The following is a 13,307-nucleotide window of genomic DNA, read 5'->3' as shown; positions in this document are numbered from 1 at the left end:
CCCATTGATATTAATCATAGTGCTTTACTCGGAATATTTAAATTGACTATAACAGCGCGTGGTCGAATTTGTCAATATACCTATTTCCGATATTTATGGATTTATTCAAAAAAAATTATAATTCACTCAAAGGTACAAGGATTTAAGTTTGACATTAGATGAAAGGATACAGGGAATGGGTTCATCAGGTGGACTAGCCACTGAAAAAAGCATTGACGAAGCAAATGGGCGATGGTAACATAGGCATCAATCAATATCCGAGTAAAACAATATGAATTATTAGTTATTGGAAAAAGTCGACCAGATGACTGGAGACTCCCGTCCTTGCTTCGTAGTTTACAAGCAGGAACCGGGAGTCTTTTTGTTTTCAAACGCCTTTTCACTTTATGAAAAGAAAGAGGGATTCACATGCTAGCGAATCGAACAGCACCACTGGCCCAATCCAAGGTTTGGCAGCCCTGGGTCATACCGATACTCATTTTGCTGCTGTGGCAGGTGCTCGGCTTAACGGGTTGGTTATCGGAACGGATTCTGCCGACACCTTGGGAAGTCGTGAAAGCCTTATACAGTGTAATTAAAGACGGCACCATTTTTGAATATGTAGCGGTTAGCACGAAGCGGGCATTTCTAGGCTTTCTAATTGGTGGCAGCATTGCTTTTGTCATTGGATTGCTTAATGGGATATTTCCTATCGCGGAAAGATATATTGATTCTTCTGTACAAATGGTTCGAACCATCCCGCATCTTGCGATGATCCCACTAGTCATCATGTGGTTTGGCATTGGCGAGACCTCCAAATTATTTCTGGTTTCTCTCGGTGTTGCCTTTCCCATCTACTTGAATACCTTCCATGGCATCCGTTCCGTTGATCCGGGTTTAATCGAAATGGGGAAAGTATACGGGCTCAGAGGGTTCTCGCTATTTGCCAAGGTCATTTTACCCGGAGCGCTGGCGAACATCCTCCTCGGTATCCGCTTCTCCTTGGGAATCATGTGGTTGAGCCTGATCGTAGCTGAAACAATAGCGGCCGACTCCGGTATCGGTTATATGGCGACACACGCCAGAGAATTTATGCAGATGGATGTCGTCGTGTTATGTGTGATTTTATATGCCGTATTAGGGAAACTTTCGGATTTGATTGCTAAGTTTTTCGAAAATCGTTGGTTGAAATGGCATCACAATTATATACACAAAGCCTAGAAGGAGGGGATTCTTATGAGTAAGGTTGGCGGTACTCAGCTTCATATTCGTAACGTGAACAAATCTTTTGGCGCAACAAGGGTGCTCTCCGGTATCGATTTAAACATTAAACAAGGAGAATTTGTTGCGATTGTGGGCCGCAGTGGATGCGGAAAAAGCACGCTGCTCCGCCTTATTGCAGGCTTGGATGAAGCGACGAGCGGAGCCATTATGCTGGATGCTCAAGGCATTCAAGGCGTGCATAAAGATACGCGTGTACTTTTTCAAGAACATCGGCTTCTTCCTTGGAAAAAGAATATCGATAATGTTCGGATTGGCATTAAATCCGGTGACAAGGAAATTGCTTTTAAAGCGCTGCAGCAAGTTGGTCTTGAACATAAGAAGGATGACTGGCCGGCGGTGCTGTCTGGTGGTCAACGCCAGAGAGTGGCGCTTGCGAGGGCGCTTGCCGGTAATCCTAGGCTGCTGCTTCTTGACGAGCCGCTAGGCGCATTGGATGCGTTAACCCGCATAGAGATGCAGCAGCTCATTGAGCAGCTATGGCTGGAGAAGCAATTCACCGTCTTGCTTGTCACACATGATGTAAGTGAAGCCGTAGCGTTGGCGGACAGAGTCATTGTGATTGAAGACGGGAAGATTGGGCTGGATTTGAAAATATCGCTTGCCAGACCTAGAGAGCACGATAGCGGTTTTGCCTATTTCGAGAAAGTTATTTTGGATCGATTGCTTGTGAAACAACCGTATGAGACAGCGAAAACAGCTGCGGAAGCTTTTTCAATATAGGGAAATTGAGAACGAGGAATTAAGGGAGGGCTTATCAGATGGCTCAATATGATTTGCAATTACAGGCGGATGTACTCATTATCGGTGGCGGGCCTTCCGGAGCATGGGCGGCAATTACAGCTGCCAAAGAAGGAGCGAAGGTCGTACTAGTAGATAAAGGATATTGCGGTACGAGCGGTGCAACAGCGCCATCGGGAACAGGGTTGTGGTATGTCAATCCAACGGCCGAAGAACGTGAGGCTGCGATGAAGAGCAGAGAGGCGCTGGGTGGATATCTTGCGGATCGCGGTTGGATGAAGAGGGTATTGGATCAAACGTATAGCAATACGAATCAAATTGCAGCTTGGGGTTACCCCTTCCCGTTGGACGAAGCAGGTACTTCACATCGCAAAAGCCTGCAAGGACCAGAGTATATGCGTTTAATGCGCAGACAGGTGCAGAAAGCGGGTGTCCGCATTCTCGACCACAGTCCCGCGCTGGAGCTGCTCGCAGATGAGCATGGTGTGGCAGGAGCGACCGGAGTAAACAATCAAACCAAAGACACATGGCGCGTTGATGCTGCATCGGTCGTTATTGCAACCGGAGGCTGCGCGTTTCTGAGTAAAGCGCTCGGCACGAATGTATTAACCGGTGACGGGTACTTGCTTGCCGCAGAAGCTGGAGCAAGTCTTTCCGGCATGGAGTTCTCCACAGCGTACTCGTTAGCCCCGGCATTTTCTCCGGTAACCAAATCAGCCTTCTATACTTGGGCAACGTTTTACTATGAAGATGGCACCGTAATCGAAGGAGCTGGTTCGCAGAGAGGGCGTTCGGTCATTGCCAAAACGCTGCTGACACAACCTGTATTCGCCCGAATCGATAAAGCGGATGAAATTGTCAAAAAGGCGATGCGGCAAGCTCAGCCCAACTTCTTTTTGTCCTTCGATCGCTTGGGCATCGACCCGTTTACACAGAAATTTCCTGTGACACTGAGATTTGAAGGAACTGTGCGGGGAACCGGCGGCATTCATATTATCGATGAAACCTGCGCGACGGAAGTGCCGGGCCTTTATGCGGCGGGAGATGCCGCGACACGAGAGTTGATTTGCGGCGGATTTACAGGCGGTGGCAGTCACAATGCGGCATGGGCGATGTCATCGGGGTATTTCTCGGGAGAAGCTGCAGCGAAATATGCGCTTAAATTAGGCGTAGGTGCTGCGGATCGTAAGGCCAAAGGTTTATCAGAAGCAAGCGGCGTTCCGAAAGCAGCAGCGACGAGTGCGGGTGCAATTGACACGCAAGAAATTATTAAAGCGGTTCAAGATGAAGTCTTCCCGTATGACCGCAACTGGTTCCGCACAGGGGAAGGTTTGCAGAGCTCTTTAGGGCGTTTGGATCATCTATGGCATGAGTTGAAACAAGGGATTCAAGCAAGTGATGGCAATATCGTTCGGGTACGCGAAGCGGCAGCCATGACGGCTACGGCAAGATGGATGTATACCAGCGGATTGGAACGCAAAGAAACCCGAGGCATGCATCGCCGGGAAGATTTCCCGCTTATCGATGAAAATCAAAAATACCGTATTAAAAGCGGTGGTTTGGATAAAACATGGGCGAAGCCTTTGGTGGACGGAGTCCAGCCAAGGGTGATTAAGGAGGCTGTTGTCTAATGATAGAACTGTTAAGTAAAGATCGCTGCATAAGCTGCAACCAGTGCGTTTCCGTATGCCCAACGAATGTGTTTGAGGCGGTCAAGGGAGATATTCCTGTCATTGCCAGACAATCGGATTGCCAAAGCTGCTTTATGTGCGAATTATATTGCCCGACTGACGCCTTGTATGTATCTCCGGTGGCAGAAGAGAAGACCAAGGTCGACGAGAGTGAATTAGTTCAAGATGGCTTAATGGGCAGCTACAAACAGAACGTGGGTTGGGGCAAAGGCAGAGTTTCTACCGCCTCTTCCGATGGTTCGTATATTATTTTCCAACGTATGCATGCATCGCATTAATTGTATTATCATTCATTTCATTTACGAATCAGGGGGTCAAGACATATGAAACAAAGCACTGTGAAGGTAATCAACCTTGCGCTTATCATATCTTTATTTACCTTTTTATTAGCGGCTTGCGCGGCTAAAACAGAGAAAACCGCGGCTCCGGCAGCCTCAAATGCGGCATCAGACGCAAAAATTTCGCTTCCTGAAACACTGCGAATCGGATTTATTTCAGCAAACAATAACAAGACGATTACCGGGCCTGAAGGTTGGGCGCAATCCAAGGGATACTTAGAAAGTGAACTAAAAAAATATGGAGTTAAAGAGTTCAAATACTTCACATTTCCTAACGGGCCCAACTTAAACGAGGCGATCTCGGCAGGGACGCTTGACGTTGGTATTTATGGTGATACACCAGCCATCAATGGGAAAGCGGCAGGTTTGAAGACGCGGTTAATCAACGTCACGCAAGTGAATATGAATGCCTGGCTCGTTGCGAAAGCGGATGGTTCCAAATCGTTGGATGATCTCAAAGGTAAAAAAGTCGCGACTTCACAAGGTTCTTATATGAGCCGTTATTTAACCAGCCTGTTGAAAGAGAAGGGGCTTGATAAAGATGTGAAGATCCTGCATTTATTGCCTGCTGATGCAGAAGCCGCGTTATCTCGCGGGGATATTGCCGCCTATGCATACCCGACGGGTTTCGGACCCTTGCTGCTGAAGAAAGGGTATGTGGCCATTGACGAAGCTGCTAGTCATCCGCTTCTGCAAGGCTCTAGCCTGACCGTAGTAACGGAGGATTATCTAGCCAAAAACCCGGAATTCCCTAAGCTATGGAATGATCTGCGCACCAGAGCGGTCAAAGAAATTCGTGAGAACAACGAAGAATATTTCAAATTTTATGCGGAAGCATCGGGTTATCCGCTGGATGTTGTGAAAGCATCTTTCAAAATTGAGCAGTGGCCGGTCGAGGCTGCTCAACCTGACGGATTGAAACTGATCGAAGAAACGAAGAAATTTTTGGTCGATCAAGGCTTAGCGAAGAAAGATTATGCGATTAAGGATTGGTTGGCAAATTAGGAGTGACGCAAATGAGAGAAGTTCCGCTTTCCCTTGTGAAGGCGAATCAAACAGGAATTGTTGTTTTTGTTCTACTGGCAATAGCGTTTCAGTGGCCTTGGTTAGTTGCTATTTTGTGGGTTATACAGGTACTTGGATTAGCCGGAGGAGCGAAGTGGAACCTGTTCATAATGGTCTTAAAGAAGTTTTTTTCGGAAAATCGAACAGAAACGCAAGCGCTTGAATTGACCAAATTTAACAATACTTTGGCTGTCCTATTTCTCTCAATATCCTCCTTAGCTTTTGCAGTGGGCTGGTCTTTGGCGGGTTATCTCTTTGCGATAGGTTTGCTTTTGGCAGCCGGTGCAGCATTGTTCGGTTATTGTGTAGGCTGCACGATATACTTCCAATACAAGCAATTTGTAAGCAGACAACGAATCAAACGTGGTTAATGAATGCCAAATATGGAAAGACTCTCACTTGGGGATATCTGAAGTGAGGGTCTTTTCAAATCAACAAATTTTCACCGAAAATTTGTTAAAAACAGGATTGACACCCTCGTACTCGGATGCTAATATTGGTATATAGTTAATTCATACTAATCTTATCGGAATTATACGAAAGGGTGTAAACATCATGGAGCATGCCATCACTATACAAAGCGACGACATTGAATTGTCGGCTACACTGCATTACCCAACGAATCAAACAGGAGCTGCAAAAGTTGATTGTCAGCGCTGGCCGTTGATTATCATCTGTCATGGGTTCATCGGCAGCCGGATCGGGGTAGATCGGTTGTTTGTGAAGGCAGCACGTGAGTTTAGCTCAAAAGGCTATTTAGTCTTACGGTTTGACTACGGCGGCTGCGGCGACAGCACAGGGGATTATGGTGCAGGCGGTCTGGATATTCTCATTGAACAAACACGCAGAGTGATTGATTATGCCTTGACAATTGATTGCGTCGATTTGAGCCGCGTGATATTGGTTGGACATAGCTTGGGCGGAGCTACAGCGGTTCTGACAGCAGCGAAAGATTCCCGCGTTAAAACTCTCGTACTATGGTCAGCAGTAGCTCATCCGCATAACGATATCGTTCGCATTGTTGGCAGAAATGAATATGAGAAATTACCACTAGGTGGCGCCATCGATCATCATGGATATTCACTAACGAGCCGATTTTTTGATACATTAGCGCAGCACCAGCCGTTTGAACAACTGCGCAAATTTAATGGCGATGTACTCGTTGTACACGGAACAGCGGACGAAGTGATCCCAGTTGATTATGCCCCTTTATATCAAAAGATGTTCTGGCTGCGAAATGAAGGGCAGTGCGATCTGGATCTGGTCTATCAGGCCGATCACACGTATTCGACTTCCGGAGCGACCAAGGAACTATTAGAGAAAACAAGCAATTGGCTATCCTTCATTCAGAAACAGAAAAACGATTGGAATGATTGGACGATCTGATTAAGAAGCGGAGGAAAATGAGATGGCGAAGCCACTAGAGTTAGATGACATTTGGGTGGACAGAATTAAGCAAATGTTGAATGGGTTAGAATACGGATCGGTACAAATTGTGGTACATGACGGTAAAATTGCGCAAATCGATAAAACAGAGAGAAAACGATTTGACACACCTTCGCAATCACAATCGCAGCTGCAAGCAGTGAAATCAGTCAAACAAACGAGTAAAGTTTAGCTATTATACGTATGATGCCGATCAGCCCGCTTTCTTCGGAAAGGGGCTGTTTTCATGTGGAAAGAGCAGTATACTGAAGAGAATAAGCAGTTGCAGGAGTAAGGGGGACGCAGATGATATGTTCAAACAGTACTTTATTTGGCAGGATGATCAAGATGTGAATCATTATGTTTACGAATGGCTCCCTGAGGAAGCGATTACAATTAAAGGGCTTGTGCAGATAGCACACGGAATGGCCGAAACGGCTGAACGATATGAGAGACTGGCCGAGAGGTTGACAAAAAGTGGGTATGCCGTTTATGCGAACGATCATTTGGGACATGGGCGAACAGCAGGATCGCCGGATGCAGTTGGCAAGTTTGGGGAGGATTGTTTTCGCCATATGGCGGAAAATATGGGTCAACTGACAGGGCAAATTCGGAAACGGTATCAGGAAAGGCTCCCCTTATTCGTCTTGGGACACAGCATGGGCTCATTTTTGACACAATATTACATGGGTACTTACCTCATGAAACATCCCAACCAAGTACAAGGGATCATATTATCAGGTTCAAATGGTAGTGAGGGCGCTGCTCTTAACGTTGGAATCGCGTTAGCAGCTTGCGAAGCAGCCATTCGGGGAGATCATCATCGGAGTTCGCTGCTGACGGGATTGTCTTTTGATGCTTATAATAAAAAATTTACACCTAATCGTACGTCTTTCGACTGGTTAAGCACGGATCCGGAGGAAGTGGATAAATACGTAGCTGATCCTTACTGTGGCGTCGTGTTTACTTCAGGATTTTTTAGAGATTTCTTCAGGGGGCTGAAGGAGATTCATCGTCCGGCACATGTGCAGCGGATACCCAAGGAGATACCGATCTATATTTTTTCCGGTGAAGAAGATCCTGTTGGTGGACATGGGAAAGGAGTGCGGAAGCTCATACGGATGTATGAGAAGCTCGGGCTCCAGAACGTGAGCAGCAAGCTTTATCCAGGCGGACGGCATGAGATGTTGAATGAAGCGAACCGTGAGGAAGTGATGGCTGATTTGGCAGCATGGCTGGATGATCAGGTTGGTAAAGATCATGGGCGTATAGAGTGAGATCAGCGGTCCAAATTCCCCGCGGATTTACGCAAAGGCTGTATTTTGCGCAAATTGGGGGGACTTGTTCCTGTATGTTTTTAAGCATTTCGCTGAAGCTGCAAACGAATGCCTTCGCGGTCGATTTGAATCCAGTATTCCACGATTCGTTCGTTTTCGATGCGATAAACAGCGCTAGCGATTTCGATAATCGTTTTGCCTGTAGGCGCATATCCGTCAACCTCACCGATATGTGTGCCGGTTTGCTTCCAGCGCACGTAGACACGATCATTCTGAGCGATCATTTCTTGAATTTCGAGCTGAAAATCGCCGTAAGCGGCAATCATCTCCTTGACGTGATCAGCATAATTGGCCGGTGTGCGGTGAACGGTGGTTTCGTTTTCCCCCGTCATTTGGTGGGCCAGCACGTGTTCCGCCATGTAATCATGAGCGGCATCAGGTTGTAAACCGGAGCGAGCTTTCGCAAAAAAATGTTGAACAACTTCGGTTGGGGTCATAGACATGATGAGGACTCCTTACTTCTGGAATGTACGATGAGTTTACTGGAATAACAGCAAAATTTCAAGAGAAGAGTTCGTTCGGGGAACTACAAAAAGGAACTAGAGAACGCTATCCAGGCTAAAAACAGCCAAATGAGAGATCTAGGGGAACTGCAGGGCTCTATTTGCCCTGAAGATCCGTTAATCCACCCCGAAGCGGGGGATAAGCGGATTACAGTTTCCTAAGATCGCCTGTTTGGCTGTTTAAGCAGCTAGTAGCGGACAGTAGTTCCCACTTAAGTGATGCGTAATGGGCGGAGCAGCTACTTCAGCAGCTGTCGGAACTCCTCTGTCAGCAGCGGCACTACCTCGAACAGATCGCCGACAATGCCATAGTCGGCTACTTTAAAGATCGGCGCCTCGGCATCCTTGTTAATCGCGATGATGACGCGCGAAGAGCTCATCCCCGCAAGGTGCTGGATGGCGCCGCTAATGCCGCACGCGATGTAGATCTCCGGCGTCACCACCTTGCCGGTCTGGCCGATTTGCATCGCGTATTCGCAGTAGCCCGCGTCGCAGGCTCCGCGGGATGCCCCGACAGCGCCGCCCAAGACGGCAGCCAGCTCTTCGAGCGGCTGGAAGCCTTCGGCGCTGCGCACGCCCCGTCCGCCGGAGACAACGATCTTGGCTTCTGCCAAGTCGATGGCGCCGGACGTTTTTTTAACCACCTCCCGAATGATGCTGCGCAGGGAGGGGGACGGGTAGGCAACATCGATGACAGAAGCCTGACGCGTGGCGTCTGGCGCTTGCGGCGCGATGTTGTTCGGTCGGATCGTGACGACCCACGGGCCATTCGGGTCGGTAAACGCTTTCTTCTCAACGGCTTTGCCAGCGTAAAGCGGCCGGGTGAATTCAACGCGATCGCCGCTGCGCGAGATCTCCGTTACGTCCGACAGCTGGCCGGCGCCTAGCTTCGCTGCGGCCAGCGGTGCCAGATCTCGGCCGGCAGCCGTATGGCCGTAATACAAGGCATTTGGCTTCACAACGCCAGTTACGGCTAGTAATGCGCTCAAATAGGCTTCCGAGTTGTAGTTATCAAGAGCAGCATCCTCAACAACATAGATGGATTCCGCGCCATATGCAGCGAGCTCGCTTGCTAGAGCTTTGGTGCCGCTCCCGCCAATGAGTGCAGCGTGAATCGCATCGCCTTCCGCAGCAGACAACTGCGCAGCACGTAAGGCTTCAAAGGATACCTGACGCAGCTTGCCTCCGCGAGCTTCGGCGACAACAAGAAATGTTTTAGCCATGATCGTAGCCTCCCCTTCGTTAAATCACTTTGGATTCATTGCGTAACGCTTGGACAAGCTCCGTCACCTGCTGCGCGATTTCGCCTTTGAGAATGCGTCCAGCTTGGCGTTCAGGAGGCAGTTTTAACTCAAGTCTTGTCGTCTTGGCGGAAGCTGAATCAGCGCCTTCAATGTCATCAAGGGTTAAATGTTGAAAAGGCTTTTTCTTCGCTTTCATGATGCCCGGCAGGGAAGGGTAACGAGGTTCATTCAAACCTTGCTGTGCGGTGAAGAGAGCAGGGAGCGGAACCTCAATGACTTCAATATCGCCTTCCGCATCTCGGTGGGCAACCGCCACGGCACCCGAGATTTCAAGTTTAGTAATGGATGCAGCATGTGGGATTTCAAGAAGGGCCGCTAGGCGAATGGCGACTTGACCGGCTCCATTGTCTACAGAGAAGTTACCGCCTAGCAAGAGGTCAAAAGACTGACTGCGCAGGTATTGTGCTAAAATTTCAGCAACCTCATATTCATCGCCTTGAATGCGCTCATCGGTGATAAGAACAGCCTCGTCTGCCCCCATAGCCAGTGCGGTACGCAGGGCTTCAGCCGTCCTGTCGGGACCTACGGAGAGCAGGGTGACTTTGCCACCGAATTCATCTCGCAGCTGAATGGCTTGCTCCACAGCGTATTCATCATAAGGATTAATGACGAATTTGGCGCCATCTTCCTGAACGCTCCCCGCTTGCAGAACAATTTTCTCCTCTGTATCAAAGGTTTGCTTCAATAATACAAAAATGTCCATAGCCAAGCTCCTTCCTGAATATACATGTTATACAGACCCTTAAGCCTCGATGCCTTTCATGAAAAAGTTAACGGTAGGGCCGACTTGAGCGGTTAAGGAATACTTTTGCCCGGAGATGAGCCAGGAGGTCACAACTTCATCCATGCCTCCAAAGATGAGAAGCCTTACGAGTTTCGCATCAAAATCGGCGCGGAAGCTCCCGTCTTGTTTGCCTCTTTCTAATATATTTTCAATGAGGATAATATATCTCTTGAGTGCAAGGCCAATCTCTTTGCGAAGCTCCAAATCGCTTTGTCTCAATTCGATTTGCGTGAGAAAGGCCAGATTGACATTCCCTTCAAGCTCGGTGAAATGAATTTCACAAACTTTATAAAGGGCTTGCTTCGCTGTCATCTGTTCGTTGACGCCAGTGTTGAACTTCTCCACAAGCTCGCCTAATTTCTCTTGAAACAGACTTGTCAAGATATCCTCCTTCTTTTTGAAATATAAGTAGATGGTTCCGTCAGCCACTCCGGCTTCCTTGGCAATTCGGGAAACTTGTGATTTGTGAAAGCCGTTCTCTGCAAATACTTTCAGAGCGCCTTCGAGAATGGCGTAATACTTGTCTGGTTTTTTGCTACTTGTCAAGGAGATCACCTCGGTGTTAAGATACAGATATCAGTGAATGAATACTCATTCATTTTTATAATTTCATCATAAAATACGTAGTACGCCTTGTCAACGACTTATTCAGCTTAAGAAGCAAGTAAGAAAGTTAGCCGGCTTACACTAACGATCAAGCATTTTTCAACTCTGGAAATAGGGGCATATGGAACTTGCTTTTTTACGATGTTTCCATGTAAGCGCTATCTTTTCAGATGAGGAGGTCCTCTATGATTGGTTCGCTCATTCAGTTTGTATTGTTTCTAGCGGTTACAGGCTATGCGTTGTTCTTGTTTGGCCGAATTGTGTACCACCGGTATTTGTACATCCAGTTAGGTAAATCAGTGAATTTGAAGAAAGAAGCAAAAGCTCGGTTGAAGGAGTTTGCCATTCAGGTGTTCGGTCAGACGAAACTGCTGAAGGATAAGAAAAGTGGCATCATGCACATCGTCATCTTTTATGGTTTTCTTATTTTACAGCTAGGAGCCCTTGATCTGATTCTAAAAGGATTAATCGGCCGTGGGCTGCCAGTGCCCGGTTACGACTATTTTACTTTCATCCAGGAAGTGACGGTTGCGCTGATTCTGCTGGCTATGGGGTATGCGACTTATCGCCGTTATATTGAAAAGCTTAAGCGCTTAAAACGGGGCTGGAAGCCCAGTATTGTCGTGTTTTTCATCTTTTTCCTCATGCTGTCCGTTGTGGTCAGCGGTGGTTTTGAGCGGGTGCGAGAGGGGTTGGGAGCTTCCGGTTATGCACCCATTTCATCCGTTTTTGCCGGGATATTTAGCGGTCTCTCGCACACTGGGGCGACCATAGGGTTTTATATCAGTTGGTGGATGCATTTGCTGATTTTGCTGTCTTTTCTGATCTACGTCCCGCAATCCAAACATTTTCATATTATTACGGCACCTCTTAACATATTGCTCCGGCGCACAGAACCTACCGGCAAATTGGCTTCGCTTGATTTGGAAGACGAAGAAGCGGAATCATTCGGTGTCGGCAAAGTGGAGGATTTTACGCAAAAACAGATGCTTGATTTCTACTCTTGTGTGGAGTGCGGTCGCTGCACGAATGTTTGCCCGGCCAATACGACCGGCAAGCTGCTTTCCCCCATGCATCTGATTACGAAACTTCGTGATCATTTGACGGAAAAGGGCGCTGCTATCACGTCGAAATCGCCGTGGGTTCCGGCGGCAGCTTTCGCTACACATAGCGGGCATAACCCGCTAGAGGTGGAATTGATCGGCGGTGTCATCACCGAGGAGGAGCTTTGGGCTTGCACAACCTGCCGCAACTGCGAAGATCAATGTCCAGTCGGCAATGAGCATGTAGATAAAATTGTTGATCTGCGCAGACACCTAGTGTTGACGCAAGGCAGTATGCCGCATGACGGACAGCGTGCCCTGCAAAACATTGAGCGTCAAGGGAATCCATGGGGAATCTCCCGGAATGATCGCGTGAAATGGGTGAAGGAAGTAGATCCGAATAATGAGCTGAACGTTCGTACGGTGAAGGAGAATCGCGATTTTGAGTATCTCTTTTTCCTGGGATCAATGGGATCGTATGATAACCGCAGCCGTAAAATTACGCATGCATTTGTGAAGCTGATGAACGAAGCCGGCATCTCCTTTGCGATATTGGGGAATGAGGAGAAAAATTCCGGGGATACCCCCCGTCGTATGGGGAATGAATTTCTTTTTCAACAGTTGTGTGCTGACAATATTGCGACTTTTCAAAAGTATAAAGTTCAGAAAATCGTAACGACCTGTCCACACACGTATCATATTTTCAAAAATGAATACCCCGAATTTGGCTTGGAGGCCGACGTTTTTCATCACACGGAACTGCTCGATGTATGGGTGAAAGAAGGTCGTTTGAAGCCGCAATACGAGGTGCATGAACGCATCACGTATCACGACTCTTGTTACTTGGGCCGTTACAACGAGGTGTATGAGGAGCCACGCAGTATCTTGCGTGCGATTCCAGGGGCCGTACTTGTGGAGCAACCGCGTTCCCGTGAAAACAGTATGTGCTGCGGTGCCGGAGGCGGCATGATGTGGATGGAAGAAACGGCCGGCACACGCGTTAATGTAGCGCGCACGGAGCAACTATTGAGTGTGAAGCCGACGGTGATCACCTCAGCCTGTCCCTATTGTTTAACAATGGTCGAGGATGGCACGAAGCTGAAGGAGGTAGAGGAGCAGGTTAAAGCGCGAGATATCGCTGAAATTCTAGCCTTGTCTGTATTTGGAACTGCGTAAGACAGTCTGAAAATTTCATGTAGGAGGAAATTTC

At 47.9% G+C, this 13,307-nt stretch carries 13 protein-coding genes and 1 pseudogene; 10 read left to right on the top strand and 4 right to left on the bottom strand.

All coding sequences use genetic code 11. The features are described 5' to 3' along the window. The first annotated feature begins 408 nt into the window (after positions 1-408). The 9 genes and pseudogenes from ACUN27_RS21595 (at position 409) to ACUN27_RS21555 (ending at position 7,797) form a co-directional block, all read left to right on the top strand. Complete coding sequence (locus ACUN27_RS21595) at positions 409-1,200, top strand: ABC transporter permease subunit (RefSeq protein ID WP_326060720.1); 792 nt, start codon at positions 409-411, stop codon at positions 1,198-1,200. 114 nt (positions 1,201-1,314) lie between these two features. Further along, positions 1,315-1,983 (top strand): annotated as a pseudogene (locus ACUN27_RS21590) (ATP-binding cassette domain-containing protein); the annotation flags it as partial. Positions 1,984-2,021: 38 nt separating this feature from the next. Then, positions 2,022-3,632, top strand: a complete 1,611-nt coding sequence (locus tag ACUN27_RS21585; protein WP_445559581.1) for an FAD-dependent oxidoreductase — start codon at positions 2,022-2,024, stop codon at positions 3,630-3,632. After that, positions 3,632-3,970 carry a 4Fe-4S binding protein gene (locus ACUN27_RS21580; protein WP_326060718.1) on the top strand — a complete coding sequence of 113 codons (339 nt, stop codon included), beginning with the start codon at positions 3,632-3,634 and terminating at the stop codon, positions 3,968-3,970. Before ACUN27_RS21585 ends, ACUN27_RS21580 begins: the two co-directional genes overlap by 1 nt. Before the next feature lie 45 nt (positions 3,971-4,015). After that, a complete protein-coding gene (locus ACUN27_RS21575) occupies positions 4,016-5,035 on the top strand; it encodes an ABC transporter substrate-binding protein (RefSeq protein ID WP_326060717.1) in 1,020 nt (339 codons plus the stop codon). An 11-nt stretch (positions 5,036-5,046) separates the two neighbouring features. After that, a complete protein-coding gene (locus tag ACUN27_RS21570; protein ID WP_445559580.1) occupies positions 5,047-5,466 on the top strand; it encodes a DUF4395 domain-containing protein in 420 nt (139 codons plus the stop codon). 184 nt (positions 5,467-5,650) lie between these two features. Then, positions 5,651-6,481 (top strand): alpha/beta hydrolase family protein, encoded by an 831-nt coding sequence (locus tag ACUN27_RS21565; protein ID WP_326060715.1) that lies wholly within the window; start codon positions 5,651-5,653, stop codon positions 6,479-6,481. A gap of 22 nt (positions 6,482-6,503) precedes the next feature. After that, positions 6,504-6,713, top strand: a complete 210-nt coding sequence (locus ACUN27_RS21560; RefSeq protein WP_326060714.1) for a YezD family protein — start codon at positions 6,504-6,506, stop codon at positions 6,711-6,713. Positions 6,714-6,831: 118 nt separating this feature from the next. Further along, positions 6,832-7,797, top strand: a complete 966-nt coding sequence (locus ACUN27_RS21555; protein WP_326060713.1) for an alpha/beta hydrolase — start codon at positions 6,832-6,834, stop codon at positions 7,795-7,797. 80 nt (positions 7,798-7,877) lie between these two features. Here ACUN27_RS21555 and ACUN27_RS21550 read toward each other — a convergent pair whose 3' ends face one another. From ACUN27_RS21550 to ACUN27_RS21535, 4 genes are all read right to left on the bottom strand, one after another. After that, positions 7,878-8,294: an ester cyclase gene (locus ACUN27_RS21550; protein ID WP_445560655.1), complete on the bottom strand. Its 417-nt coding sequence runs from the start codon at positions 8,292-8,294 to the stop codon at positions 7,878-7,880. A gap of 305 nt (positions 8,295-8,599) precedes the next feature. After that, positions 8,600-9,583 carry an electron transfer flavoprotein subunit alpha/FixB family protein gene (locus ACUN27_RS21545; protein WP_445559579.1) on the bottom strand — a complete coding sequence of 328 codons (984 nt, stop codon included), beginning with the start codon at positions 9,581-9,583 and terminating at the stop codon, positions 8,600-8,602. A gap of 19 nt (positions 9,584-9,602) precedes the next feature. Further along, on the bottom strand, positions 9,603-10,367 hold the full coding sequence (locus ACUN27_RS21540) for an electron transfer flavoprotein subunit beta/FixA family protein (protein WP_315949643.1): 765 nt from the start codon (positions 10,365-10,367) through the stop codon (positions 9,603-9,605). A 39-nt stretch (positions 10,368-10,406) separates the two neighbouring features. After that, positions 10,407-10,994, bottom strand: a complete 588-nt coding sequence (locus ACUN27_RS21535) for a TetR/AcrR family transcriptional regulator (RefSeq protein WP_315949645.1) — start codon at positions 10,992-10,994, stop codon at positions 10,407-10,409. A 245-nt stretch (positions 10,995-11,239) separates the two neighbouring features. On the opposite strand from ACUN27_RS21535, the gene ACUN27_RS21530 reads away from it, so the two are divergent. After that, positions 11,240-13,273, top strand: a complete 2,034-nt coding sequence (locus ACUN27_RS21530) for a (Fe-S)-binding protein (protein ID WP_326060711.1) — start codon at positions 11,240-11,242, stop codon at positions 13,271-13,273. Positions 13,274-13,307: the final 34 nt, after the last annotated feature.

The sequence above is a fragment of the Paenibacillus sp. WC2504 genome, assembly GCF_052682475.1.
Note: the sequence above shows the minus strand (reverse complement) of the source record. Positions and strands in the feature narration are given on the sequence as shown.

Bases quoted from the DNA above. Each gene is read 5' to 3' on its own strand.
- ACUN27_RS21595 (WP_326060720.1), top strand. From the start codon at position 409: ATGCTAGCGAATCGAACAGCACCACTGGCCCAATCCAAGGTTTGGCAG.
- ACUN27_RS21585 (WP_445559581.1), top strand. From the start codon at position 2,022: ATGGCTCAATATGATTTGCAATTACAGGCGGATGTACTCATTATCGGT.
- ACUN27_RS21580 (WP_326060718.1), top strand. From the start codon at position 3,632: ATGATAGAACTGTTAAGTAAAGATCGCTGCATAAGCTGCAACCAGTGC.
- ACUN27_RS21575 (WP_326060717.1), top strand. From the start codon at position 4,016: ATGAAACAAAGCACTGTGAAGGTAATCAACCTTGCGCTTATCATATCT.
- ACUN27_RS21570 (WP_445559580.1), top strand. From the start codon at position 5,047: ATGAGAGAAGTTCCGCTTTCCCTTGTGAAGGCGAATCAAACAGGAATT.
- ACUN27_RS21565 (WP_326060715.1), top strand. From the start codon at position 5,651: ATGGAGCATGCCATCACTATACAAAGCGACGACATTGAATTGTCGGCT.
- ACUN27_RS21560 (WP_326060714.1), top strand. From the start codon at position 6,504: ATGGCGAAGCCACTAGAGTTAGATGACATTTGGGTGGACAGAATTAAG.
- ACUN27_RS21555 (WP_326060713.1), top strand. From the start codon at position 6,832: ATGTTCAAACAGTACTTTATTTGGCAGGATGATCAAGATGTGAATCAT.
- ACUN27_RS21550 (WP_445560655.1), bottom strand. From the start codon at position 8,294: ATGACCCCAACCGAAGTTGTTCAACATTTTTTTGCGAAAGCTCGCTCC.
- ACUN27_RS21545 (WP_445559579.1), bottom strand. From the start codon at position 9,583: ATGGCTAAAACATTTCTTGTTGTCGCCGAAGCTCGCGGAGGCAAGCTG.
- ACUN27_RS21540 (WP_315949643.1), bottom strand. From the start codon at position 10,367: ATGGACATTTTTGTATTATTGAAGCAAACCTTTGATACAGAGGAGAAA.
- ACUN27_RS21530 (WP_326060711.1), top strand. From the start codon at position 11,240: ATGATTGGTTCGCTCATTCAGTTTGTATTGTTTCTAGCGGTTACAGGC.